Origin of the sequence: Serratia rubidaea (assembly GCF_016026735.1) — a bacterium.
GTDB lineage: Bacteria > Pseudomonadota > Gammaproteobacteria > Enterobacterales > Enterobacteriaceae > Serratia_B > Serratia_B rubidaea.
On sequence record NZ_CP065640.1, the window covers coordinates 3324670 to 3348449 of the forward strand.

A 23780-nucleotide genomic window follows, 5' to 3' on the forward strand; every position below is an offset into this window, starting at 1 on the left:
AATGACATCTGTTTCCCTGCGACAGGTTGCTCTGCTCGCGCTCTGCGGTTTGCTGGCCGGTTGCGGCCTGAGCCAGACCGTCTCCGACGGTGCGGTCAGCATGACCAAATCCATCTTCTACAAAAAAATTAAGGTGCTGCACCTCGATTTTGAACCGCGCTCGGCAGCCAATGCGGATGAAGCGCAGACGCCGCTGGCGACCATGGTGCGTATCTATCAGCTCAAGGATCGTCAGAAGGTGGATGCTGCCGACTACCAGGCGCTGCTGCGGAATGCCGACAGCGTGCTCAAAGAAGATAGGGTGGCGAGCAAGTCTTTGCTGGTAATGCCCAAAGGCAGCATGATGCTCAATATGCCGATGGATGAAGAAGCGCAATATGTAGCGGTTATCGGGCTGTTCAATCGCCCGGATATGAAAGATAACGCCTGGCGGCTGGTGCTGAGTCGCGATGAGCTGGATCCGGATAAGCCGCGCACCATCGAACTGGGCAATGGCTTCCTGACCCTGGTCCCGGTTAAGGAGTGACGACAATGGCAATGGATAACTGGCTGGCGCTGTTCGACGGACAGGCTCGTTACCAGCTTGAGATCAACGACAGCCGGGTAAAACCGGACGTACTGAATTTTTACGGGCGTGAAGCCCTGAGCACGGCGTCTGCCTGGCGCATCGAGTTCACCACGCCGCAGGACGATGTGGCGGCAGAAGATGTCCTGTTGAAATACGCTACGCTGCGCATGAGCAGCGGGCGGGAAGTTCACGGCGTGATTACGGCGTTTGCATGGCTGGGGTCGACCGCGGATCAGACGCACTACAGCGTGACGCTCTCATCCCGCCTGGCGCTGCTCTCTTATACCCGGCGCTGTGCGGTGTACCAGAACCTTTCCGTGCCGGAGCTGGTGGAGGAGGTGCTGCGCAGGCATGGTCTGGAAGGTTCAGACTTTGCGTTCCGCCTGGAACGTACCTACCCACAGCGTGAGCTCATTACCCAGTGGCGGGAAAGCGACCTGCAGTTTATCCAGCGCATTCTTTCCGAGGTGGGGATCTGGTTCTGCAGCGGGGTGAACGATGTCACCGGGCTGGATACGGTGACCTTTGCCGACAGTCAGCAGTTCTATCAGTTTGGTCAACATCTGCCCTACCAGGAGCCGTCTGCGCTGTATGACGGTGCCACTGAGTCCGTATGGGGGCTGCGCACCTGGCACAACACGGTGACCGGGCTGGTCCGCACGCGCGATTACAACTATCGCACGGCGACCACGCCGATGAATTCCACCGTTATCGTCAGAAACAGCGCCACCACCACGGGAGAACACTACCGCTATGCCGCGCCTTTCCTGGACGCCGGTGATGACGGCACGTCAGAGCCGGAAACCGAAAGCGGGGCGTTTTATGCGCGCCTTCACCATGAGCGCGAGCTGAACAGCTCAGCCAGACTGCACCTGTTCAGCAACGCCGCACAGCTGACGCCGGGTGGGGTGCTGGAAGCGGACGGCAGCAGGCTGAATGACCTGAAAGACGGTATGCTCATCACGTTTGTCACGTATCGCGCCGCCCGCGACACGCGGCTGCATGTGTCGGTGTGGGGCATGCCGTACAGTGAACGGTTCTGCTTCCGTCCAGCGGAAAAACCGCGTCCGAAGATGAACGGCACGCTGCCGGCGCGTATTGAGAGTCGTGAGAAAAATGATACCTACGCGCACCTCGACAATCATGGCCGTTACCGGGTGAAGCTGGACTTCAGCCGTGAAGAGGCTGAAGCGGGGTACAACTACCTGTGGATACGCCAGGCAAAGCCGTATGCCGGTGATACCTACGGCTGGCATATGCCGCTGATTGACGGCACGGAGGTGGGTATCGCGTATGACGACGGCGATATCGACCGTCCGTATATTGCCCACGCCTTTCATGATTCGAAACATCAGGACATCGTCACCCGCGACAACCGCAGTCAGAACGTGCTGCGTACGGCGGCGGATAACGAACTGCGGATGGAAGACCAGCGCGGTCAGGAGCATATCGCGCTGACGACGCCATTCGGCGGCACGCAGCTCAGCCAGGGACATCTCGTTGACAAGCAGAATAAACGGCGGGGCGCCGGTTTTGAGCTCAGAACGGATGAATACGGCGTAATCCGCGTGGCGAAAGGGCTGTTCATCACCGCCGACGGACAGCATAAAGCGGCGGGTGAGGTGCTGGATATGGACACGGCGTTGAAGGAGATCGAAGTCTGTCAGCAGCAGCTGAAGGCGCTGGCCGCCGCCGCAGAACAGGCGCAGGCGCTGGAGGCCGATATCGCCAGCCAGATTGCGATGTTCGACCAGCGGCTGAAACCGCTGAACGCGATGATCCACGTTTACGGCCCGCAGGGCGTGGCCTTCAGCAGCGGAGAGCATATGCAGCTGACCGCCGCTCAGAACGTGGCGCTGAACGCGGGTGGGGATTTTAGCAGCGGGGCATTAGGCAGCACCGCGATACTGGCCGGGGAAAGCGTTGGTCTGTTTGCCCGAACCGGCTCATTGAGCCTGAACGTCAGCGAAGGCCCGGTGCAGATACAGGCGCAAAACGGCGCGATGCACATCAGCGCAGAACAGAAGCTGAGCCTGATATCGGCAGCGGATATGTTGTTCGCAGGCAAGAAGAAAGTGACCTTAATTGGCGGCGGCAGCTACCTGAAGATTGAGGGCGGAAAGATAGAATACGGTACGGACACGACGTATACGCGGAAGATTAAGCGATCGGTGACGACGGGAGCAGAGACGTTGCCGCTTCCATTCAGGGATAAAGGGTTATGCCTGAGCTGCCTGATGGATGCTGCGATGAATGGTACACCCGTTGTTATGCGAGGCAACTAAGATGCGGGATCAACATTATGCTTTTCAGGCGCTAACTGAGAGCAGGAAAAAATCAGATGTCGTGAAGATATATGCTCTGGTGGATGGCATTCAGTATGAAAGAGCTTTTGGTGGACCAATAGAAGAAAACAAGATTGTTCGGCCTCTTTTAACTTTGCCTGAAGACAGATCTATTGCGTTTGCAGGCCCGTGGTTAATGGATGCTGAGCAGTTATCAATGAATGAGCTTTCGAATATTTTCGTGCTTGAAAAAAAACACCCAGCAGTATCATGGATTGTAAGTGAGAAAGAATTATATCCGCTGGCAGCCCATTTAACGTCTTGTCTTATGATATCCTTTCCTTCAAAGGAAACGGGTTTGTTTCGGTTTTACGATTGTCGGGTTCTGTTACTACTACCTCAAATTTTATTACCCTTTCAAATCGAGAACCTGATGAAACTTACGCGACAATGGCTTTTTCTGAGTAAAGGCGCCATAAACAGTTTTCATTATCATGATGCAGTACTGAAAATAACAACCCAGGAAAACAAACAAAACGAAAATAGGGATATACTATAATGACTGACAACTCACCATTAGATCCTACCTCAATGACAAATTGCACTGGTGAAGTGGGGGAGCCTGCAGGACAGTGTAATCAAGAGTTTACTAACCAAATTAAGCTTGTGCCCGTGAATGGTGATGCTGTCGTTCTGAAGGGGGTTCCTTGGTCCGTCCATTTTAAAAATACGACTAATCAACGGGGTAAAACCAATGATAGGGGTGAAACGGAACGGTTTAAAACATCAAAACCAGAGCTTTTCTTCGCCCTTGTCGGAAAATTATCGGAGGGATTCCGGAAGCGTGGGGGGAGTTTTGGCTCGCTGGGCGAAATTGAAGAAAGAAAAATATCACTGGTTACCATGCCAGACTATCCTGAAAAAGAGGTGCCATACTGTAGCGGTTATGACTATATCACAGTGGTTGGAGCAAGAACGGCGCCAAGAGACTGGCGCTGGCAGGGGGGATATGGCCTGACGGCGGAGAGTAAGGGCAACCAATATCGATTTATTAATTGTGGAATACGTCAACTGTGTGAGTTTCCTCCGGCCAGTAAAGATAATTATTCTGTACAGCGTATTATGGTGGTTTTTCAACAAGGATATACTGAGTATGATATTGGTAAAATAAATGAATATACAGAAAGGCATCATGCCCGCATTGTATATGTAAAGAATAAAGAGGAGTTTGTTGATTTTTTGATAAAAAGAAAAAGTAAAAATAGGCTTATCAAGGAGATGGTGTTTTTTTGCCATGGCATCATCAATATTGCGTCTTTTCATTATGCAGGAAATGATGTAGAAGCTGGAGAGTTTTCTATTAATGATATTAAGAATGTGTATGAGTCAATTTTTGATTATGATGCAGAAATCACAACTTATGCGTGTAGAGCAGGGATATCTGTTGATGCTGGTGATTTATATAATAAGGATGCAGGACAGAAGTTAAGCCCTGCACAGAAAATGGCTGACAGTTGGGATGTAAAGGTAAATGCCCTCGAAATGAGATCCAGCTATGTAGGTATTTATGGTACTGTGGAAGAAATTAAAAAGGCTAGTAGTTATGGGGATGTTATAAAAAAATATCAATATGAGATGGATGTCTATAAAGCAGAGAAAGCTAAAGGTAATATACATGCAAAACCTCCAGAGCTTCCAAGTGACTATGATGTGAATGTCAGAAGACATATCGATCTTAAAGAAAGAACAAAAAATGAAAAAATAGGCGGGCCTATATCACCTAACGGATCTTGGCGATATCCAAGAACAGGTAATACTCCTGCCGGACTAAAGAAAGGTTTACAACCATACCAGCCAACCGAGTGGAAGTTGTTATGAAGTTAAATTTCAGATGGTTTTTGTTTTTTATATTAATTGTTTTTAGTGTTGGAGGATATTATATGTATGCACAGTCTAATAAAATGGCTGTATTTGTAATTCCAGAAAGCGAAAATGATCATGAATGGCCAAGCAGGAAGAAATGGATAGATGCGAGCAAATGGCTTGAAACATCACAATATATTAAAATTGATGACTTCTATCTATTAAATCTCAATTATACACCAATAGATGATTTAAATGTGTTCGGGATTACGGCAAGAATACAGGAAGCCATAAATAATGCTGGAGATGATATTCCTGAGCTCGCTGCTCTTAACAATTTAGATAGTCAAGTTTTTTTCCAACTGATGGATGGTAAACTTTCTAGTGAGTATTTGAGGACTGAGTTTAATAACGAATCATTAACACCGATTGATGATTATTTTCTAATATTTTTTTTGTATAAAGGAAATAAATATGAAGTAGAACTGCTAAGGACCATTATCAATGGGAAGCCTATTTTTATGACATATGGCAGTGCCGTAAGAAAATCAGGCTATTGGCATTCAATATTACCTGCTGGGTATTCATACAAGGACTTCAAAGAGGGTAAGCCGGTAAAGTAAAATGCAGTGTAATCGGCCTTATGGATTTATTTAAAGGATAAACGATTCATGGAATTCACTGATAGTCAGGTTTTATCACTTAAAGAGTTGTCATTTTCAAGGTATATAAGTGAACTCTACGAGCATTGTCGAATCATTTTCCCTAACTTGATTCCTTTGTTTGATAAGGAGACACTCAATAAACATTTTGAAAATATTATTATGTCGGCGAAGACGTCTGGATATACGCAAAGGGGACCAGTACGCTTTTATGTTGATATGACAATAATGTTTGGAACCGGGTTTGAGTATGATCCGCTTTATTATTGGTTAAAAAACAACATTGAACATGAACTTCCACAGTTAGAAAAGAGTATGGCAATTTACTTATTAGTGGAGAAGTACTGTAGCTCTGCCCACGGTATGGGATGTGTTTATTTGAAAGAAAGTCAGGCTAATTTTAAGAATTTAGATGTCAATGGTTTGCCTTCTCGTTTAATTGATGGGGATGGGAGTTTACATAAACTGTTAAATGATTTATATCCTCAGCGCTATTCATTTGTAGGCGCTAATGCCGTAGATGAATTAATAATGCTTTCAGATGTTCATTCTGAACTATATAATTTAAATGACGAAGTGTGTAAAACATACTTCATCGTGATTATGTTTTTATTTGGGGTTGGGTTTGATAAAGATTTTTTTCGATCTCACCTTATTATCCCCCCGTTGCTAAGCTTCTTTAATGGTGACAAGGAAAATAGTCACTATAAAATCTCATCAATATATTCATGCTTTCATTTTAAGCATGATTCAGTATGAGTCTATATAATTCCATTTCCTAAGTTAAATATAGTGGTGGGGGTTTTAAAAGGTACAGGGATTGAAAGGTGGGGATGTGTTTTACTCGGCGTTATATTATGTCTTTTGGCCGGTTGTTATATTTTTTATTTATGTAATGAAAGGGGGGTTATCTGATTTTTTTGGGAGATAAGTTTGAGCGATCTTTTCAAGGTAAATATTCAATGTGGAACGCTTGATTGATTTTTTATGTGGTAAAAGTATTGAGGTGGAATTATCGACTAGTGGGCCATTACCCTGATTAGGTATATCTAGGTTTTATCCCTCAATTGAATAATTTTGAAAGCAGCATTACGACCTGCAGTTTATACAGCGTGTTCTTTCTGAGGTGGGGATCCGGTTCCGTACCGGCGTTTACCGTTAGAAATAGCGCCACCACCACGGGAGAACACTACCGCTATGCCGCGCCTTTCCTGGACGCCGGTGATGACGGCACGTCAGAGCCGGAAACCGAAAGCGGGGCGTTTTATGCGCGCCTTCACCATGAGCGCGAGCTGAACAGCTCGGCCAGACTGCACCTGTTCAGCAACGCCGCACAGCTGACGCCGGGTGGCGTGCTGGAATCGGACGGCAGCCGTTTGTGGAGTTTTTCTTTGGAACAGAATTATAAGGTAACTCATGTCAGCAAAAGCGCAGTTTCTTAAAAAGCTTCAGGCCAGCCAGACGGGGTTGAGCCAGCCGACAAGCCGGGGGCAGGCGGATATGGCAGAATTTCGCCAGCGAATGATTCAGCTGCAGGAAACCATAGAGGGTTGGCTTGAACAGACCGGCATCCGGGTGGAAAGCACCGAGGTTCCTCTGGTGGAACTGCTTCTAGGGGCGGGGGCATTTCGCATTTCCGGTATCCGGATCCATTATCAGGAGCGGCTGGTAACCTTCACTCCTTCATTTTTATATGGGCAGGGGGTAACCGGCTGTGTCGATATTACCCTTTATGCGCAAGGAGACCGTAGGTCCCTGGGGCGTTTATTTATGCGCTCGTGTGACGCGCCTGACTGGACATATATGCCGTCCGTCTCTCCGGGCAGCCGCAGGGTTGCGTTTTGTGAGCCGGTCTTTTTTGAATTGCTTGATAGCCTGCTGCCACAGTGACTGAATAGCGCTGGAGCCGGTATATACATTCCGGCGCTATGAACCTCCGGCCAGTACCGTCGATGAAGCGCCTTTCGTTTCGCAGGTTGTGGCGGCGACGTCTGCCCCGGCACGTGGATGTCGGGACGGCATGCTGACGATTGCTGACAGAGTTAATCATATCGCACGGCAATAATAAGCTTGCTGTGAGTGCAAAGTGATTAATCCTGTTAATGAAGCCGCTCAGCTATCGTTATTTAACTCAGCGCTATTTCTTTGGCGCGTTGGCGAAAAGAAAAATGGCAACGGGCATCTCATTTTTAGTAAAAAATAAACCTTAGGATATTTCTTTTTTATCAGGCGTATTTTGCACAATCTATGATTTTATGATCCGTCTTTCATTTTACGCCTACCCTTACCCCACGGGGCTTTGGCAGCAATTGTTAAGATTTTTCTTGTAAATCAATCTGATGGTTGCTTTTGTGTGATGGCGGAAGAAGAAATGTTTTGTTACATATATTGATTTTCAATCATGCCTTCAACGTTTTTAAACTCCTGTTATAGGTAATTATCTGGATTTTTTGTTTTTCAGAAAAAACAGAGTGCCGTGTTATGTCGCTAATGGATAAAGCGCTTGTTGTGACCCCGGATATTTATTACGTCGGCGGACATAAACAGGGATGTACCGTATTGGCAACTCAGCCTTTCTGTTTTTATCCCTCAGTGGCATTGTGCATTTCTATTCATTGCCTGAAACAGGGATAACCCCTCCCCGAGCTGCGTTACGAAAAAATCATCTGGGGCTACAAACTACGGCAACATCATTCATTCCGACTTCTGGAACGGACGCGTCATCGGCTGATTCCCCGTCACACTTCGCGCCGCAGGAGCGTTTGATGACTCGGTCACAGGGCAAATCTGCCGTCTCCCTGCGACGCGAATTATTTATGGAAATAGCCTAATGGGTCGTTCTTGTCGCCTATTTTTGCTGAACGTCTGCCGTGGCGGGCATTCAGCAAAGAGATCACAATCCGGCAATCTGACCTGATGCGCTTTGGTACACAGCGATGGGCGGTAGCGTGCCCGGGAACCGATTAATCAAGAGAGAGAATTATGGAAAATTCAGCTGTCCTGTTACGCCGTCTTAATCCTTATTGCGCCCGCGCCCTGGAAGGGGCGGCGTCGCTGTGTCAGACCCGCGCCCATGCGCAGATCCTGCCGGAGCACTGGCTGCTGAAGCTGCTGGAGCAGGGCGAAGGGGACCTGACGGTACTGGCGCGGCGTTACGAATGGAATATGGATGAGATCTGGCAGGCGCTGCTGAACTGGCTGGACGGCCTGCCGCGCTCGGTACGTGGGCGACCGGAACTGGCGGACAGTCTGCTGACGCTGTTGCAGGAGGCCTGGCTGCTGGCCTCGCTGGCCGGCGAGACACAGATCCGCAGCGTTCACCTGCTGACGGCGCTGGTGGGCAAGCCCGCGCTGGCGCGCTGCGACGGTCTGTGGCCGCTGCTGACGCTGGGGCAGAGCCAGCTGGAGCGCCTGCGCCCGCTGCTGGATGCGCAGTCGGAAGAGCGTCCGGAGGTGCAGCAGGAGGCCGGGCTGGCGCAGACTTGCGCCGAGGTGGCGGAGCCTGCGGCGGACGCTGAGCTAAAGGCGGGCGAACTCTCCCCGGCGCTACAGGGCGCGCTGGATAAATTCACCCTCGACGTCACCGCCAAGGCGCGGGCCGGCGCGATCGACCCGGTGTTCGGCCGCGATACCGAGATCCGCCAGATGGTGGACATTCTCTCCCGCCGGCGTAAAAACAACCCGATCCTGGTGGGTGAACCGGGCGTGGGGAAAACCGCGCTGGTGGAAGGGCTGGCGCTGCGCATTGCCGAGGGCAACGTGCCGGCCAGCCTGCAGCCGGTCACCCTGCGTACGCTGGATCTCGGGCTGCTGCAGGCCGGCGCCGGCGTGAAGGGCGAGTTTGAACAGCGGCTGAAAAACATTATCGATGCGGTGCAGCAGTCGCCGACGCCGGTGCTGCTGTTTATCGACGAGGCCCACACCATTATCGGCGCCGGCAATCAGGCCGGCGGCGCCGATGCCGCCAACCTGCTGAAGCCGGCGCTGGCGCGCGGCGAACTGCGCACCATCGCCGCCACCACCTGGAGCGAATACAAACAGTACTTCGAGCGCGACGCGGCGCTGGAGCGTCGTTTCCAGATGGTGAAAGTGGACGAACCGGACGACGCCACCGCCTGTCTGATGCTGCGCGGCCTGAAATCCCGCTATGCGCAGCACCACGGAGTACATATCACCGATGAGGCGGTGCGCACCGCCGTCACGCTCTCCCGCCGCTATCTCACCGGCCGCCAACTGCCGGATAAGGCGGTGGATCTGCTGGATACCGCCAGCGCGCGGGTGCGCATGAGCCTGGATACCGTGCCGGAAGCGATCATCCACGCACAGGCCGCCGTTACCGCGCTGACGCTGGAAGAGCAGGCGCTGCTGGCGGATATTGCCGTCGGCAATCCGGCAGAAGAAGGACGGCTGGCGGCCATCGCCGTCCAGACCGCGGAACTGAACCAGCGTCTGGCGCAGCTGGAAGGCCAGTACCGTCAGGAGCAGGAACTGATTGGTCAACTGCTGGCGTGCCGTACGGACGGCGCGCGTCAGGCGGAGATCGCGACTGTCCAGCAGGCGCTGGCGGCGCTGCCCCACGAGCAGGCGCTGCTCACGGCGGACGTTGACGCCCGCAGCGTGGCCAACGTGATCGCCGACTGGACCGGGGTGCCGCTATCTTCCTTAATGAAGGACGAGCAGAACGAACTGCTGAGTCTGGAGACGGAAATCGGCCGGCGGGTGGTCGGGCAGGATACGGCGCTGTACGCTATTGCCCAGCGGCTGCGCGCCGCCAAAACCGGCCTGACCAGCGAAAACGGGCCGCAGGGCGTGTTCCTGCTGGTGGGGCCGAGCGGCACCGGTAAAACCGAAACCGCGCTCACGCTGGCCGACTGCCTGTACGGCGGCGAAAAATCGCTGATCACCATCAACCTCTCCGAATATCAGGAACCGCACACCGTTTCCCAACTGAAAGGCTCGCCGCCGGGCTACGTCGGCTACGGCCAGGGCGGCATTCTGACCGAGGCGGTGCGCAAGCGGCCGTACAGCGTGGTGCTGCTGGATGAGGTGGAAAAGGCGCACCGCGACGTGATGAACCTGTTCTATCAGGTGTTCGACCGCGGCTTTATGCGCGACGGCGAGGGACGCGAAATCGACTTCCGCAACACCGTGATCCTGATGACCTCCAACCTCGGCAGCGACCACATCATGCAGCTGCTGGACGAACAGCCGCAGGCCACGGAGGCGGATCTGCAGGAGCTGCTGCGGCCGCTGCTGCGCGACCACTTCCAGCCGGCGCTGCTGGCCCGTTTCCAGACGGTGATTTACCGGCCGCTGGCGGCGGAGGCGATGCGCACCATCGTGCAGATGAAGTTGGAGCAGGTCAGCCGGCGGCTGCAGCGCCACTACGGTCTCGCCACCCAGATCGGCGATGGCCTGTACGACGCGCTGACCGCCGCCTGTCTGCTGCCGGATACCGGCGCGCGCAACGTCGACAGCCTGCTCAACCAGCAGCTGCTGCCGGTGCTCAGCCAGCAGCTGTTAAGCCAGATGGCGGCGAAGCGGAAACCCCAGGCTCTGACCCTCGACTGGCATGACGAGGAAGGGATTGTGTTGGCGTTTGATGCAGAAAGCGCGGCTGACATGTGAGTGCAAAACGGCGTACCTGCCCGGCTCCGGCATGGGCAGGTTTGGCGGGCTGGTTGTGCATCAGAGTGACTGACTACGCTCACCACGAATAGACATATTGAGAGATGCAATTCGCAGGCGATGACGCGTACGCTGGCGCTGCTGAAACTGCGCAACGTTGTCCTGCCGGACGCAATCTTTCTGACTTCAGGCGCGGCGGCGTCCTCGCCTGATACCCGTACCCACTGACCCTACACCTGGCGGAATGCACCATGGCCACACTGGAAACTCTTTCTAACGCCTGCGGCGCTGCGCCGCAGGTGCTGATGCAGCATACGCAACAATCGCTCACGCTGTGGGCGCGCTGGCTGGAGCCGGTCTCTGCGCTGCAGCCGGCCGGCGAAGACATCAGTTACGACGATGACTTTCAGCTGATACGTGAAGAAGTAAACAAACTTTCCGGGGTAAACAGCGAACTTATCTGTTCACTGGCGGAAAAGCTGCTGGTTCAGGGCGGAAAAGACGTTCGCGTCGCCACGTTTTATGCCTGGGCGCGTTTGCAGCAGGACGGCGAAGCCGGCTTTGCCCAGGGGCTGGCGCTGCTCGCCGCGTTGCTGGCGCGCTTCGGCGCGGAGATTCATCCGCGGCGTGAAAGGCCGCGTAAAGCGGCGCTGGAATGGCTGGCGGGCAACCGCGTGCTTGATACGCTGTCGTTGTACCCGGAGGTCAGCAAGGATGACTTTAAACAGATCGTGGGCGCGCTGGCGCTGATTGAGCAGGAGACGGCAGCCTGGGAGGCGGCGGCGCGGCCTGAACTTGGCGCGCTGTATGGCGCGCTGGAAAACCGTATGGCGCAGTCCGGCGGCATGGAGGCCGTCGTGCCGCAAAACAGCGGTGGCAATGAGCCGCTGCCGGCGGGCGGCGGCGTATTCGGCGTCACAGCGGCGATCTCATCCGGACGTGAGCTGATGGAGCAGGCCAAACGGCTGGCGAAGTATCTGCATGACCAGCCTGAGGGCTGGCTGTCCGCTCACCGGCTGATGAAAAGCGTGCGTTGGGACACCCTGCACCAGTTGCCGGCGCTGGATGCGGCCGGCAGAACCCGCCTGGTGCCGCCGAAGGCGGATTACCGCGCGCAGCTGAAGCGGCTGTATCTGCAGCAAAGCTGGCCGGAACTGCTGGAGCAGGCCGATCGGATGTTTGCCGAAGGCGTAAACCATTTGTGGCTTGATCTGCAGTGGTATCTGTACCAGGCGTTAACCCGCATCGGCGGCATGCATGAAGCCTGGGCGGACATTGTGCGGCAGGATCTGCGGGGCGTGCTGCATCGCCTGCCGGGCGTGGAAAGCCTGGCCTGGAATGACGGCAGCCCCTTTGCGGATGAAGTCACGCTTAACTGGATAAACCAGCACGTGCTGGACAGTGCGGAGGGATGGGGCGACGACATGGAAAGCGCGGCCGCCCCCGCGCAGGATGACATTCTGCTGCTGGAGCCGGAAGCGCTGACCCTGGCGGATAAAGACGGTATCGATGCCGCGCTGGGCTGGCTGCAGAACCGCCCGGGCGCCGACAGCGCCCGCCGTCGCTGGCTGCTGCGCCTGCTGATGGCGCGGGTGGCCGAACAGTACGGCAAGAATGAGCTGGCGACGCACCTGCTGCACGAACTGGACGGCGCCGCGACGGCGCTGACCCTGACGCACTGGGAGCCGGAACTGGCGTTTGAGGTTAAGGCGCGTCTGCTGCGTCTGCTGAGGATGAGAGCCGGCCGTAACGACAGCGATAAGCAGCGGCTGCAGCCCCAGATGGAGGCATTGCTGAGCGGATTAATTCAGCTGGATCCGCTGCGGGCGGCGGTGCTGTGCGGATAACGTGATACCGGGGACCAATACCATAAAGTTCAGACATGTTGTGCCTTTGGCGCCGGCACATTTGTTCGCCAAAAAAGGACGTTGAAAAATATGGATGATTTAACCCTGCGCTATTTCGATGCGGAAATGCGCTACCTTCCTGCCCGGTAGGAGAAAAACGCACTGTCTGCCAGTACCGCATCATGCGCAATGATAGAAGGCCACGGCGGCATGATGGATCGCATCGACTCTTTGTGCTTCGCCGCGCCGGTATTCTTTCACATCGTCAGATTTTACTTCACCTGATTTGTCACCCGTAAGGATAAGCAATGGCGCACCTTCACCACGCCCCCTCGTTATACGACATGCTCTACGGCAATTTTAGCGGCGGCCTCGATCTGCCCCTGGTCAGCGAAGAAAACCAGGTGATTTTATCGGTGCTGGATAATCTGCAGCGCATTCTCAACGCCCGGGCCGGTACGCTGGCCCATCTGCCGGACTACGGCCTGCCGGATATGAGCAAAATTCTGCAGGGCATGCCCGGCACGGCGCACCAGCTGATGACCACGCTCTCCGAGGTGTTGCTGAAGTATGAGCCGCGCCTGAAAGGCATCAGCGTGGTGATGCTGGAGCAGGCGACGCCCGGCGAACTGCGCTACGCCATCGACGCCGAGCTGAAAGGCGTCGGGCTGGTGCGCTACGGCACCGAATTTATGCCGGAGGGCAAAGTCCTGCTGCGGCATATGAAGCAGCAACGATACCTGGATAATCAATAACATTTTTATCATGTCGGTTCTTGATAAGGACATTTGGAATGAAATGGCGAACGAGTATCAAATTAACGTTATTACTTTGCGTCAGTGTCAGCATGCCTTCCATGGCGCATCCTGGCAGAACTGATGCGAATGGCTGCCATACCAACCGTAAAACTGGCGAGTATCACTGCCATGGGACAAAAAGTCGGCGAGTACAGCCTATTGAGCAGGCGCGGCCGGTAAAGAAAGCCGCATCTGTTCCGGCCGATAGCGCTTCGCAACCCCGAACGGGCAGAACCATGAATGGGGTGAAAAAAACCAGTGGCGGGGGAGCGACGGCAGAAAGAAAGGGCACTGATTCCACATTACGCTCTGCCGTATCACCGTCTGAGATGCGTGAGCGATGCATGAATAGCAACAACATCAATGCGTACTGGGAAGCGACGAGCGAACGTTGTTTAGACCGCGCTACCGGGCGAGTTATCACTGACTGAGATATTTCACCGTTCGGTCATTGCATATTTGTTACCCGTCTATTCTTTCATTGATATGAGTTATTGCCATGAAGTCTCCATCTGAACGTAAACTAAAAATCGGCGACGACCCGCGCGCGCTGCCGGACTATGCCGTGCTGCGCGATGAACTGCTGAAATTGTCGCACCCGGCGCGGCCGGACGTTGAGTGGCGCACGGTAGAGACGCTGTGCCTGCGGCTGTTCGAACATAACGGCGTCGATCTGCAGACGGCGGCCTGGTATACGCTGGCGCGGGGGCATCTTGCCGGGCTGGCGGGCATTCAGGAGGGGCTGGCGCTGGTCAATGCGCTGACGGCCTACCAGTGGTCGGTGATGTGGCCGGCCGGCGTTCATACGCGGATGGAGATTATTATCGGCCTTAACCAGCGGCTGCAGAACGTGTTGCGCACGCTGGCGCTGGACGATCGCGATGAGCTGGAACGGCTGTATCAGCTGGAAAAAAGCTTGAAGCGGCTGGCGGAGACGCTGGCGCGCCACGAGCTGCAGCAGGTCAGCCGCACGGAAGGGATCCAGCAGCGGGTCCGTCAGGCGATTACCCGGCTGGAAAATATGCCGCGCGACGAAGGGCAACAGCCGGCCGTCGCGCTGCCGCCGCAGGCGGTGGTCAGCCACGCCGATGAGCCGGCCGCCGCTGCCGACCGGCTGGTCTTGGTGGTGCCGCCGGAACCGACGGGAGAGAGGACGGCAACGACGCCGCGCGCCGTGCGGCCGTTTCTGGCCGGCGTCTGCAGCGCGCTGCTGGCCGGCGGGCTGCTGCTGTGGGGCTGGCACCGCCTGAACGCGCCGTCAGCGGCGCAGCAACGGCTGACGGCCTCGCTGACGCCGCTGCCGGGCGCGCTGACCAGGGAGCAGCTGGCCGCGCTGCGCCAGACGCCGCCGCAGGCCGACGCGTTGACGGAGCAAACCCGCCAGCAGCTGCAGTGGCTGATGACGCTGCCGCCGGACTGGTCGCTGCGCTATGGCCAGCAGCTGATGGATCAGGCGCAGGTGTTGTGGCCGGATAGCCCCGACGTGGCGGCCATGCAGCAGGCGTGGCGGCAGCATCTGGAGGCCAACGCGCTGCCGGCAACCTCGCTCCTTGGCTGGCGCGACGGTATGCAGCGGCTGCAGCAGCTGACCAACCGGCTGAACGGGCTGGATGAAAAGCACGGTAAATATATGACCGTCAGCGAGCTGAAGTCGTCGGTGTTCGCCATTACCCAGGCGTTTAACCGCCACCCGCCGGCGGAGGAGCGTCTGCGGCGCTATGGCGTCGGCACCTCGGAGGCGCGGCGCAAACAGGCGGAACTGGCGCTGGAGCAGCTGCAGGCGCGTTATTTCCTGCAGCATGCCGCCAGCGCGGAAAAGATGCCGGACGACGCGCGCTAGCGTCTCGCAACGGCGCGGCTGCGCAGGCGGTACTCAGCCGAGCGGGCCGCCCTGAATGGTGTCGCACAGCCCGTTGATAATGTGTTCGCCGCTCTCCTGCTGCAGCTCCTGATACCAGGCCTGCGTCAGCGCCATATCTTTGCCGTGGGTAATATCGCAGCGCTTGCGTGCCTTGAGCACCAGATCCCGCACCCGTTCACAGCGCCGGCTCTCGTACTGCTGCAGCGCCGCACCGATATCGTCGTGGCTGCGGAACGCGTCGCCCAGCACTACCGCGTCTTCCATGGCGGCGCAGCCGCCCTGGCCGATATCCGGCGTGGTGCTGTGGGCGGCATCCCCCAGCAGCGCGATTCTGCCGCGCGTCAGCCGCTCGAACGGCTCGATATCGTGGATCTCAATGCGGTTGGTGGTGGCCGGATCCAGCGCGGCGATCAGCCGCTGCACCTGCGGCGCCCAGCCGCTGAAGTAGCGCTGCAGATCGGCGCGCAGCGTACTGCGGTCCTCCGCCAGCCCGGCCGGCAGCGGCACGTCAAAGAAGAAATAGAAGCGCCCGTCGGCCACCGGCATCAGCGATACCCGCTTCCCCTCACCGACAAAGGTCGTCCACTGGTCGGCCGGCGCAATGGCTTCATCAATCTCCACCAGGCCGTTCCAGTTGACATAGCCGGCGTAGCGTCGCTCCGGCGTATAGCCCAGCACCGCCGGGCGCAGCGCTGAACGGCTGCCGTCGGCGGCAATCAGCACGTCGCCGCGCGCCGTGGTGCCGTCGCTGAAGCTGACGGTCACGCCGTCGGCGTCTTCCTGCGCCTCGGTGACGCGTTTGCCGAACTGCACGCTGTCGCGACCCCAAAAATCCAGCATCTCCCGCTGCAGTTCGGCGCGCGACACCGGGCAGGGGCGGCCGGCTACGCGTTCAATCAGCGGCGCCAGGCTAAAGCGCGTCATAATCGCGCCGCTGCGGTATTCCTGATAGGCCATCGAGCGCATCGGGCCGCCGTAGGTCTCCATAATCTCTCCCATGCCCAGATGCTGCATGCATTTCACCCCGTTGGGCCAGATGGAAATGGCCGCCCCCACTGGTTTGATCTCCTCCACCGCTTCAAAAACCTCACACTCAATACCTGCCTGTTTCAGTGCGACCGCCGCGCTGAGTCCGCCGATGCCGGCGCCGATGACCAATGCTTTCATTATGCTCTCCTGTAGGGATCTGGTCATAGGCCCGAGCAATTTGCGTACCACATCGGCATTTGCCGCCACGGCGGCGTGTTGGCGCCGCAGGCGCGGCGGTGTTGCACCATAAAGCAGCATTCCGGCGACCGCTTTGCCTTTTTATGAATCATTAGTTTCTTGATGTTGGTTTGTGAACCCAACGTTTCAGTGGCGGCGAAAAAGCGAGTTATCGGTCGGGGTTGATGCTAATAAATTGATAATAAATGGAAAGTTGGTGTTGTTGCGCCTGATGCGCCGCGCCGGCGACGATCTGGCCTGTTTTGTGCACGCCTCAGGGAAAAGCGCATTTACTGAGGAATAATGGCATGTCAGACGAGAAAAACAGCACGCTGCTTTATGGTCTTGAACAACGCATTCCGCCGCTGCCGGCATTTTTTAGCGCGTTGCAGCACGTGCTGGCCGGGCTGGTGAGCATTATTACGCCGCCGCTGCTGATCGGCGCCACGCTGGGGCTGGGGCCGTGGATGCCTTACCTGATCAGCATGTCGCTGCTGGCCTCCGGCATCGGCACCTTTTTACAGTCTAACCGGCTGTGGGGCATCGGCGCCGGTATGATCTGCATGCAGGGCACCAGCTTCGCCTTTCTTGGCGTGTCGGTGGCCGGCGGGCTGTGGGTGAAGCAGCAGGGCGGCGGGCCGGAGGACATTATGGCCATGCTGTTCGGCGTCAACTTTGTCGCCGCGCTGGTGCCGGTGGTCGTCAGCCGCTTTATTGAGCCGCTGAAGAAAATCTTTACCCCGGTGATCACCGGCAGCGTGATCGCGCTGATCGGCATCAGCCTGATTAAGGTGAGCGTGATTAACTGGTGCGGCGGCGAAGGGGCGAAAGATTTCGGCAGCATCAGCAATATCGGCCTGGGCGGGCTGACGCTGGGGGTGATTGTGCTGCTGAGCTGCGCCGGCAACCGTTGGCTGCGGCTGGCGTCGATCGTGGTGGGCATCGCCGCGGGCTGCCTGGCGGCGGCGCTGACCGGCAACTTCCACCCGGTGTCGCTGGGGGATACCTGGTTCCGGCTGCCGGCGCTGTTCCCGTTCGGCTTTCAGTTTAACAGCGCAATCTTTTTGCCGATTGCCCTGGTGTCGCTGGTGTGTATTCTGGAGGCGGTGGGCGATCTGACGGCCAACAGTCTGATCTCGCAGCAGCCGATCGATAACGCCGCTTTCCGCGCCCGGCTGAAAGGCGGCATTCTGGCCGACGGCGTGAGCTGTATGATCGCCGCCATGCTGTGCGCCTTTCCGAACACCACTTTTGCGCAGAACAACGGCGTGATTCAGATGACCGGCGTCGCCAGCCGCTATGTCGGGCGCTATATGGGCGTCATTCTGATCCTGCTGGGGCTGTTCCCGCCGTTTGGCGAACTGCTGCGGCAGATCCCGACGCCGGTGCTGGGCGGGGCGACGATGGTGATGTTCGGCTGCGTGGTTGCCGCCGGCATCCGTATCATTACCCAGACCCCGCTGACGCGGCGCACCATGCTGATCGTCGGGCTGGCGTTCGGCATCGGCCTCGGCATTGAGGCGGTGCCGGCGTTTCTGACCCATTTCCCACCGCTGGTCGGCAATCTGTTCGGCTCGGCGGCCACCAGCGGCGGTCTGGTGGCGATTATCCTTAACCTGATTATGCCGGAAGAGAAACATGACGCAGTCGTTAGCAACAGGAGTCACGATGAACGCGCTCGAACGCTTTAACCGTTTACCGCTTGATGAGGCCATCGCGCTGCTCAGCCCCTGCGTGGCGATCCCGAGCTGGGCGCCGGCGCTGGCGCAGACGCGGCCCTATGCCGATCGCGCCGCGCTGCTGGCGCGGGCGCAGGCGCTGATGCAGCGCTGGGGCGAGGCCGAACTGCAGCAGGCGATGAGCGCCCACCCGCGCATCGGTGAACGGCCGGCGGGCAACCAGACGCATGCCGCGCTGTCGCGGCAGGAGCAGTCGTCGGTGGACCGCGATGACGCGCAGCTTGCCGAGGCGCTGCGCACTGCCAACGCGCAGTATGAGGCGCGCTTTGGTCGGGTATTTCTGATCCGTGCCAAAGGGCGCAGCGGCGCGGAGATTTTGCAGGCGCTGCGCCAGCGCCTGCACAATGATGAGGCGCAGGAGCGGCAGGCTTCGCTGGCGCAGCTGCGTGAAATTACCTTACTCAGACTGGAAGGAGCGATCGGCGCATGAGCAATCTGAGCAGCCATATTCTGGATATTTCTACCGGCCGTCCGGCCGCCGGCGTCGCCGTGCATCTGGCGCGCTATCAACAGGGCGACTATCAACCGCTGGCGAGCTGCCATACCGACGCCAACGGCCGCATCGGCGCGTTTACCCCGGCGGCGCTGCCGGCGGGGCGCTATCGTCTGACGGCGGAGATCGGCGCCTGGTTTAACGCCGCCGGGCGCGAAACGCCCTATGTGCACGCGCAGATTGAGCTGCAGCTCAGCGAGGAACAGCACTACCACCTGCCGTTTTTAATCGCCCCCGGCGGTTGGTCGACCTACCGCGGCAGCTGAGCGTCAGCAATAAAATGGACAGATAAAAAAAGGCCGCGCAAGCGGCCTTGAAGTTGATGACAAAGTGGCCTGAGAGTCCGAGATACTCGGGCCTAGCGTAACGAGGGGCACTTCGGCGGCTTACGCCGCTACGACCCCATCGCCACGCTCTCCCTAATAACAGGCTTTGTCAGCAGTCTGAGGCCGCGTAAGCGGCCTTTTGACGTTCTGGCGTACTCCTTACTCCTTCGGCAGCAGCGCCTTGGCGCTGAAGCGCGGCGCGGCGGCCTGCTGCTCATCGCGCGCCAGCCAGCGGTAGGCCAGCGCCCCCAGCGCCACGCCGATAAACCAGCTGAAGTTGGCCACCGCATGCAGCGCTGGAATAAAGCTGATCGTAACGCCGACGGCGACGGAGGGCAGCAGGGCGGCGATGGCCTTCGGGTTAAAGCCGTGGCGATACCAGTATTTACCCGCCGGCGTGTCATTGAACAGATCGTCCACCGACAGCTGCTGGCGTTTAATCAGATAGAAATCCGCCAGCAGAATGCCGAACAGCGGGCCGACAAATGCGCCCAGCACGTCCAGCGTGTAGTGGATCAGCTCCGGCGAGTTAAACAGGTTCCACGGGGTCAGCAGCACCGAGCCGACTGCGGCAATCATGCCGCCGGTGCGGAAGCTGATTTTCTGCGGCGCGCAGTTGGAGAAGTCGAACGCCGGCGAGACGAAGTTGGCCACGATATTGATGCCGATGGTGGCGGTAATCATGGTCAGCAGGCCGATCGCCACCGCCAGGTCGTTGCCGACGCGGCTGACCGTTTCAATCGGGTCGGTGATCATATGGCCGAACAGCGACTGGGTACCGGAGACGATCACCACCGTCACCAGCGAAAACAGCACAAAGTTGAACGGCAGCCCCCAGCGGTTGCCGCGGCGCACTTCGTTCATATTCTTCGCGTAGCGCGAGAAGTCGCCGAAGTTGAGCAGCGGGCCGGAGAAGTAGGAGACCACCAGCGCGGTGGCGGTGATCATCTGCCACGCCTGTTCACCGGTACTCAGGGATTTGCTGGCCAGGGTAAAGGAGATGCCGTCCGGGCCGGTCTGGTACACAATCCAGCCCGCCAGCGCCAGCATCACCACGTACACCGCCGGGCCGGCAATATCAATAAAGCGCTTGATGGCGTTCATGCCGTGCCAGAACACCATCGCCTGCAGCAGCCACATCAGCGCAAAGCAGATCCAGCCGAGGTAAGAGAGGCCGAGCAGCGAGCCGGCGGTCAGCGCCGCCAGCGACGGCCAGAACTTCAGCGCCACCAGCATCAGCGCGTTGGCCGCCAGATAGGTCTGAATGCCGTACCAGGCAAAGGCGATCAGCCCGCGGATCACCGCCGGGATATTGGCGCCGAACACGCCGAACGCCTGGCGGCAGATTACCGCGTAGGGTACGCCCGCCATCTGGCTGGGCTTCGCCACCAGGTTGGCGCACAGCTGGACGATGCCGATGCCCGCCAGCAGACACAGCAGCACCTGCCAGCTGGCCAGCCCGAGGGTAAAGAAGCTGGCGGCGATCACGTAGCCGCCCATGCTGTGCACGTCCGACATCCAGAATGAAAAGATATTGTACCAGCTCCAGTTCTGATCGCGGGTTGGCGCCAGATCCTCATTGCACAGCCGCGGGCTGTACGCCTGACGCGTAGTTTGTCTGTTTGGCATGAAACCTGCTCCTCTGATGAAAACCCTGTCGCGGGGATAGACAGGCTGAAGCAGGATCCAGGCCAGAATGTGCAAATTTGTATACAAAAAATTATTTTTATGTATACGATTTGATGCGCAAGAGTTAATTGGGAGTGAGGTGATGAAAAGCGAAAACCGCCTGGAAACGGCGTCCGGCCGGCCTGACAAGGATGAATCCATCTATCAGGCGCTGCTGAGCGCCATCGTCGAACATCAGCTGCCGCCGGGCAGCAAACTGCCGGAAGAGGCGCTGTCCGAGGTGTTCGGCGTCAGCCGCACCGGTATCCGCAGGGCGCTGCAGCGGCTCGCCGTGGTGCAGATGGTGCAGCTGACGCCCAAGCGCGGTGCATACGTCGCCAGCCCGACGGCGGAGGAGGCGCAGGATATTTTCCGCACCCGCACCCTGCTGGAGGTGGCGAACCTGCCGGAGGTGCTGGCGCGCTGCCAGCCGCCGCATCTGGCGGCGCTGGAGACGATTATCCGCGACGAGCAGCAGGCGCACGAGGCGCATGACGGCCCGGCGGCGATCCGGCTTTCCGCCGCGTTCCATATTCAGCTGCAGGCCATCTCCGGCAATAGCGTGCTGACCGAGATGGTGACCCGGCTGTGCCAGCGCTCCTCGCTGGCGATCGCCGTCTGGGGCGCGCCGTGGCGGCAGGGCTGCCGCTGCCACGATCATGAGCGGCTGATCGCACTGCTGCGGCAGCGGGATCTGCCGGCGCTGAGCGCCGCCATCGAACAACATTTTTCCCATATTGTCGCCAGCCTGCGCTTCGAGCGTGAGGAGCTTGGCCACCCCGATTTTGCCCGGCTGTTTGCCGCCGATAAGGAGCAATAATGTCCGCCGTTCGTATACAAGTGATCAATCCCAATACCGATCCCGGCATGACCGAAACCATTGGCGCGGCCGCCCGCGCCGCGGCGGCGCCGGGCAGCGAGATTCTGGCGGTATGCCCGGCGGAGGGCGTGCCGTCGATTGAGGGCCATTTTGATGAGGCGGTCGCCGCCATCGGGGTGCTGGAGCAGGTGCGGGCCGGCCGCGAGCAGGGCGTTGATGGGCACGTGATCGCCTGTTTCGGCGACCCCGGCCTGCTGGCGGCGCGCGAACTGGCGCAGGCGCCGGTGATCGGCATTGCCGAGGCCGCGATGCATATGGCGACGCTGGTGGCTACGCGCTTTTCCATCGTCACCACGCTGCCGCGCACGCTGATTATCGCCCGCCATCTGCTGCGCCAGTACGGCTTTAGCGAGCACTGCGCCGCGCTGCACGCCATCGACCTGCCGGTACTGGCGCTGGAGGACGGCAGCGGGCGGGCGCAGCAAATGGTGCGTGAACGCTGCATCCAGGCGATGCGGCAGGACGGCAGCGGCGCGATTGTGCTGGGCTGCGGCGGCATGGCCAGCCTGGCGCGGGAGCTGACGCAGGAGCTGCGCATACCGGTGATCGACGGCGTCGGCGCGGCGGTGAAAATGGTCGAATCGCTGGCGGCGCTGGGGCTGTCGACCAGCAAGCACGGCGATCTGGCCTGGCCGGAGCGCAAGGCGCTCAGCGGAAAATTTCAGTCCTTATATCCATGTTAATTACTCAGGAGGCACCAGGTCAGCGTATGGATCAACAGCCAGACACCATTAACCCGGACTACCCGCGCGAGATGCGCGGCTACGCCGGCCGGCCGCCGCATGCCGCCTGGCCGGGAGAGGCGCGTATCGCCGTTCAGTTTGTGCTGAACTTTGAAGAGGGGGCGGAAAACCACGTGCTGCACGGCGACGCGGGTTCCGAGCAGTTCCTGTCCGATATTATCGGCGCCGCCAGCTACCCGGACCGCCATATGTCGATGGATTCGCTGTATGAGTACGGCAGCCGCGCCGGGTTCTGGCGCATTCATCAGGAGTTTAGCCGCCGCGGGCTGCCGCTCAGCGTGTTCGGCGTGGCGATGGCGCTGGCGCGCAACCCGGAGATTGTCGCGGCGATCAAGGCCGCCGACTACGACGTGGTCAGCCACGGCTGGCGCTGGATCCACTATCAGGATATGGCGATCGACGAGGAGCGGCGTCATCTGCAGCAGGCGGTGCAGGTATTGACCGAGCTGTTCGGCAAAGCGCCCACCGGCTGGTATACCGGCCGCGACAGCCCCAATACCCGCCGGCTGGTGGCGGAGCACGGCGGCTTTGATTACGACAGCGACTATTACGGCGACGATCTGCCGTTCTGGACCGAGGTGACGTGCGGCGACGGCGAGCGCAAGCCGCACCTGATCGTGCCGTATACGCTGGACGCCAACGATATGCGCTTTGCCACCGCGCAGGGCTTTAACACCGCCGAGCAGTTTTACACCTATCTGCGCGACAGTTTCGACGTGCTGTATGCCGAGGGGGAGAGCGCGCCGAAGATGATGTCGATCGGCATGCACTGCCGCCTGCTGGGGCGTCCGGGGCGTTTCCGCGCGCTGCAGCATTTTCTGGATTATATCCAGCAGCACGACCGGGTGTGGGTCTGCACCCGGCAGCAGATCGCCGACCACTGGCGGCGGGTGCATCCTTGGCAGGGGAGGTAAAGCCGGGGATGACGAATGTCAACGCCGTAGCTGATTTTCCCGGTAAATACAGATTCGGGTGTTGACCTTTAGCGCGCATCACGGGCTGCCGAACAAGGAACCTGAGCCAGGGGCAACCGGACAGGGATGTCCGGTTGAGGCGGCACAGGCAGGGATGCCTGTAGAGCCGACCCGCCCGGCGACGGTGACGCAGAGAGGGTACCCGCGTAGCGGGCAGAACGTGCCTAAGCGCGGGCGCGGGTGCAGGGGCCGCGCCTACGGCCCCTGCAATTGCCGTTCATTATCGTGACAGAGAAGCGC

19 protein-coding genes and 3 pseudogenes are annotated in these 23780 nt (G+C 58.0%); 20 read left to right on the plus strand and 2 right to left on the minus strand.

Translation table 11 applies throughout. The features are described from left to right. Position 1: 1 nt before the first annotated feature. From tssJ to I6G83_RS15590, 14 genes and pseudogenes are all read left to right on the plus strand, one after another. Positions 2-526 (plus strand): type VI secretion system lipoprotein TssJ, encoded by a 525-nt coding sequence (gene tssJ, locus I6G83_RS15520; RefSeq protein WP_054306589.1) that lies wholly within the window; start codon positions 2-4, stop codon positions 524-526. 11 nt (positions 527-537) lie between these two features. Next, positions 538-2853, plus strand: coding sequence for a type VI secretion system Vgr family protein (locus I6G83_RS15525; protein ID WP_062779023.1), 2316 nt, complete (start codon positions 538-540; stop codon positions 2851-2853). A gap of 1 nt (position 2854) precedes the next feature. Then, positions 2855-3412: a DUF4123 domain-containing protein gene (locus I6G83_RS15530; RefSeq protein WP_054307981.1), complete on the plus strand. Its 558-nt coding sequence runs from the start codon at positions 2855-2857 to the stop codon at positions 3410-3412. Beyond that, positions 3412-4731: a hypothetical protein gene (locus I6G83_RS23570; protein ID WP_169802938.1), complete on the plus strand. Its 1320-nt coding sequence runs from the start codon at positions 3412-3414 to the stop codon at positions 4729-4731. The genes I6G83_RS15530 and I6G83_RS23570 overlap by 1 nt, the downstream gene beginning before the upstream one ends. Then, complete coding sequence (locus I6G83_RS15545) at positions 4728-5339, plus strand: hypothetical protein (RefSeq protein WP_232238921.1); 612 nt, start codon at positions 4728-4730, stop codon at positions 5337-5339. Before I6G83_RS23570 ends, I6G83_RS15545 begins: the two co-directional genes overlap by 4 nt. Before the next feature lie 48 nt (positions 5340-5387). Continuing rightward, positions 5388-6137 carry a hypothetical protein gene (locus I6G83_RS15550; protein WP_054307978.1) on the plus strand — a complete coding sequence of 250 codons (750 nt, stop codon included), beginning with the start codon at positions 5388-5390 and terminating at the stop codon, positions 6135-6137. Between the two features lie 389 nt (positions 6138-6526). Beyond that, positions 6527-6751: pseudogene (locus I6G83_RS23575) on the plus strand (type VI secretion system Vgr family protein); the annotation flags it as partial. 43 nt (positions 6752-6794) lie between these two features. Beyond that, a complete protein-coding gene (locus I6G83_RS15560) occupies positions 6795-7268 on the plus strand; it encodes a hypothetical protein (RefSeq protein ID WP_054307955.1) in 474 nt (157 codons plus the stop codon). 1092 nt (positions 7269-8360) lie between these two features. Beyond that, a complete protein-coding gene (gene tssH, locus I6G83_RS15565) occupies positions 8361-11006 on the plus strand; it encodes a type VI secretion system ATPase TssH (RefSeq protein WP_054307893.1) in 2646 nt (881 codons plus the stop codon). 251 nt (positions 11007-11257) lie between these two features. Continuing rightward, positions 11258-12853 carry a type VI secretion system protein TssA gene (gene tssA / locus I6G83_RS15570; RefSeq protein WP_054307894.1) on the plus strand — a complete coding sequence of 532 codons (1596 nt, stop codon included), beginning with the start codon at positions 11258-11260 and terminating at the stop codon, positions 12851-12853. Positions 12854-13039: 186 nt separating this feature from the next. Further along, positions 13040-13138: pseudogene (locus I6G83_RS15575) on the plus strand (phosphatidate cytidylyltransferase); the annotation flags it as partial. 23 nt (positions 13139-13161) lie between these two features. Then, positions 13162-13608: a type VI secretion system baseplate subunit TssE gene (gene tssE, locus I6G83_RS15580; RefSeq protein ID WP_054307895.1), complete on the plus strand. Its 447-nt coding sequence runs from the start codon at positions 13162-13164 to the stop codon at positions 13606-13608. Between the two features lie 101 nt (positions 13609-13709). Next, complete coding sequence (locus tag I6G83_RS23745; protein ID WP_390901458.1) at positions 13710-14081, plus strand: DUF1283 domain-containing protein; 372 nt, start codon at positions 13710-13712, stop codon at positions 14079-14081. Positions 14082-14149: 68 nt separating this feature from the next. Next, complete coding sequence (locus I6G83_RS15590; RefSeq protein WP_062778988.1) at positions 14150-15490, plus strand: VasL domain-containing protein; 1341 nt, start codon at positions 14150-14152, stop codon at positions 15488-15490. A gap of 33 nt (positions 15491-15523) precedes the next feature. Here I6G83_RS15590 and hpxO read toward each other — a convergent pair whose 3' ends face one another. Next, on the minus strand, positions 15524-16678 hold the full coding sequence (gene hpxO / locus I6G83_RS15595) for an FAD-dependent urate hydroxylase HpxO (protein ID WP_054307849.1): 1155 nt from the start codon (positions 16676-16678) through the stop codon (positions 15524-15526). 347 nt (positions 16679-17025) lie between these two features. Between hpxO and I6G83_RS15600 the strand changes: the two genes are divergently transcribed. Genes I6G83_RS15600 through uraH form a run of 3 tightly spaced genes read left to right on the plus strand, consistent with a single transcriptional unit; the run spans position 17026 to position 19215 of the window. Continuing rightward, positions 17026-18408: a nucleobase:cation symporter-2 family protein gene (locus I6G83_RS15600; protein ID WP_054307848.1), complete on the plus strand. Its 1383-nt coding sequence runs from the start codon at positions 17026-17028 to the stop codon at positions 18406-18408. Next, positions 18386-18886 (plus strand): 2-oxo-4-hydroxy-4-carboxy-5-ureidoimidazoline decarboxylase, encoded by a 501-nt coding sequence (uraD, locus tag I6G83_RS15605; protein ID WP_054307847.1) that lies wholly within the window; start codon positions 18386-18388, stop codon positions 18884-18886. The genes I6G83_RS15600 and uraD overlap by 23 nt, the downstream gene beginning before the upstream one ends. After that, complete coding sequence (uraH, locus tag I6G83_RS15610) at positions 18883-19215, plus strand: hydroxyisourate hydrolase (protein WP_054307846.1); 333 nt, start codon at positions 18883-18885, stop codon at positions 19213-19215. The genes uraD and uraH overlap by 4 nt, the downstream gene beginning before the upstream one ends. Positions 19216-19434: 219 nt before the next feature. On the opposite strand, the gene I6G83_RS15615 is transcribed toward uraH, so the two are convergent. Then, on the minus strand, positions 19435-20904 hold the full coding sequence (locus I6G83_RS15615; RefSeq protein ID WP_054307825.1) for an NCS1 family nucleobase:cation symporter-1: 1470 nt from the start codon (positions 20902-20904) through the stop codon (positions 19435-19437). Positions 20905-21046: 142 nt separating this feature from the next. Between I6G83_RS15615 and I6G83_RS15620 the strand changes: the two genes are divergently transcribed. The 3 genes and pseudogenes from I6G83_RS15620 (at position 21047) to puuE (ending at position 23480) form a co-directional block, all read left to right on the plus strand. After that, complete coding sequence (locus I6G83_RS15620; RefSeq protein ID WP_054307826.1) at positions 21047-21763, plus strand: GntR family transcriptional regulator; 717 nt, start codon at positions 21047-21049, stop codon at positions 21761-21763. Then, a pseudogene (locus I6G83_RS15625) lies at positions 21763-22660 on the plus strand (aspartate/glutamate racemase family protein). The gene I6G83_RS15620 and the pseudogene I6G83_RS15625 overlap by 1 nt, the downstream one beginning before the upstream one ends. Beyond that, positions 22578-23480 (plus strand): allantoinase PuuE, encoded by a 903-nt coding sequence (puuE, locus tag I6G83_RS15630; RefSeq protein ID WP_371851005.1) that lies wholly within the window; start codon positions 22578-22580, stop codon positions 23478-23480. The pseudogene I6G83_RS15625 and the gene puuE overlap by 83 nt, the downstream one beginning before the upstream one ends. The last annotated feature ends 300 nt before the right edge of the window (positions 23481-23780 follow it).

What these genes read in the sequence shown, in the direction of transcription:
- tssJ (WP_054306589.1), top strand. Translation starts at nt 2, where the DNA reads ATGACATCTGTTTCCCTGCGACAGGTTGCTCTGCTCGCGCTCTGCGGT.
- I6G83_RS15525 (WP_062779023.1), top strand. Translation starts at nt 538, where the DNA reads ATGGATAACTGGCTGGCGCTGTTCGACGGACAGGCTCGTTACCAGCTT.
- I6G83_RS15530 (WP_054307981.1), top strand. Translation starts at nt 2,855, where the DNA reads ATGCGGGATCAACATTATGCTTTTCAGGCGCTAACTGAGAGCAGGAAA.
- I6G83_RS23570 (WP_169802938.1), top strand. Translation starts at nt 3,412, where the DNA reads ATGACTGACAACTCACCATTAGATCCTACCTCAATGACAAATTGCACT.
- I6G83_RS15545 (WP_232238921.1), top strand. Translation starts at nt 4,728, where the DNA reads ATGAAGTTAAATTTCAGATGGTTTTTGTTTTTTATATTAATTGTTTTT.
- I6G83_RS15550 (WP_054307978.1), top strand. Translation starts at nt 5,388, where the DNA reads ATGGAATTCACTGATAGTCAGGTTTTATCACTTAAAGAGTTGTCATTT.
- I6G83_RS15560 (WP_054307955.1), top strand. Translation starts at nt 6,795, where the DNA reads ATGTCAGCAAAAGCGCAGTTTCTTAAAAAGCTTCAGGCCAGCCAGACG.
- tssH (WP_054307893.1), top strand. Translation starts at nt 8,361, where the DNA reads ATGGAAAATTCAGCTGTCCTGTTACGCCGTCTTAATCCTTATTGCGCC.
- tssA (WP_054307894.1), top strand. Translation starts at nt 11,258, where the DNA reads ATGGCCACACTGGAAACTCTTTCTAACGCCTGCGGCGCTGCGCCGCAG.
- tssE (WP_054307895.1), top strand. Translation starts at nt 13,162, where the DNA reads ATGGCGCACCTTCACCACGCCCCCTCGTTATACGACATGCTCTACGGC.
- I6G83_RS23745 (WP_390901458.1), top strand. Translation starts at nt 13,710, where the DNA reads ATGGCGCATCCTGGCAGAACTGATGCGAATGGCTGCCATACCAACCGT.
- I6G83_RS15590 (WP_062778988.1), top strand. Translation starts at nt 14,150, where the DNA reads ATGAAGTCTCCATCTGAACGTAAACTAAAAATCGGCGACGACCCGCGC.
- hpxO (WP_054307849.1), bottom strand. Translation starts at nt 16,678, where the DNA reads ATGAAAGCATTGGTCATCGGCGCCGGCATCGGCGGACTCAGCGCGGCG.
- I6G83_RS15600 (WP_054307848.1), top strand. Translation starts at nt 17,026, where the DNA reads ATGTCAGACGAGAAAAACAGCACGCTGCTTTATGGTCTTGAACAACGC.
- uraD (WP_054307847.1), top strand. Translation starts at nt 18,386, where the DNA reads ATGAACGCGCTCGAACGCTTTAACCGTTTACCGCTTGATGAGGCCATC.
- uraH (WP_054307846.1), top strand. Translation starts at nt 18,883, where the DNA reads ATGAGCAATCTGAGCAGCCATATTCTGGATATTTCTACCGGCCGTCCG.
- I6G83_RS15615 (WP_054307825.1), bottom strand. Translation starts at nt 20,904, where the DNA reads ATGCCAAACAGACAAACTACGCGTCAGGCGTACAGCCCGCGGCTGTGC.
- I6G83_RS15620 (WP_054307826.1), top strand. Translation starts at nt 21,047, where the DNA reads ATGAAAAGCGAAAACCGCCTGGAAACGGCGTCCGGCCGGCCTGACAAG.
- puuE (WP_371851005.1), top strand. Translation starts at nt 22,578, where the DNA reads ATGCGCGGCTACGCCGGCCGGCCGCCGCATGCCGCCTGGCCGGGAGAG.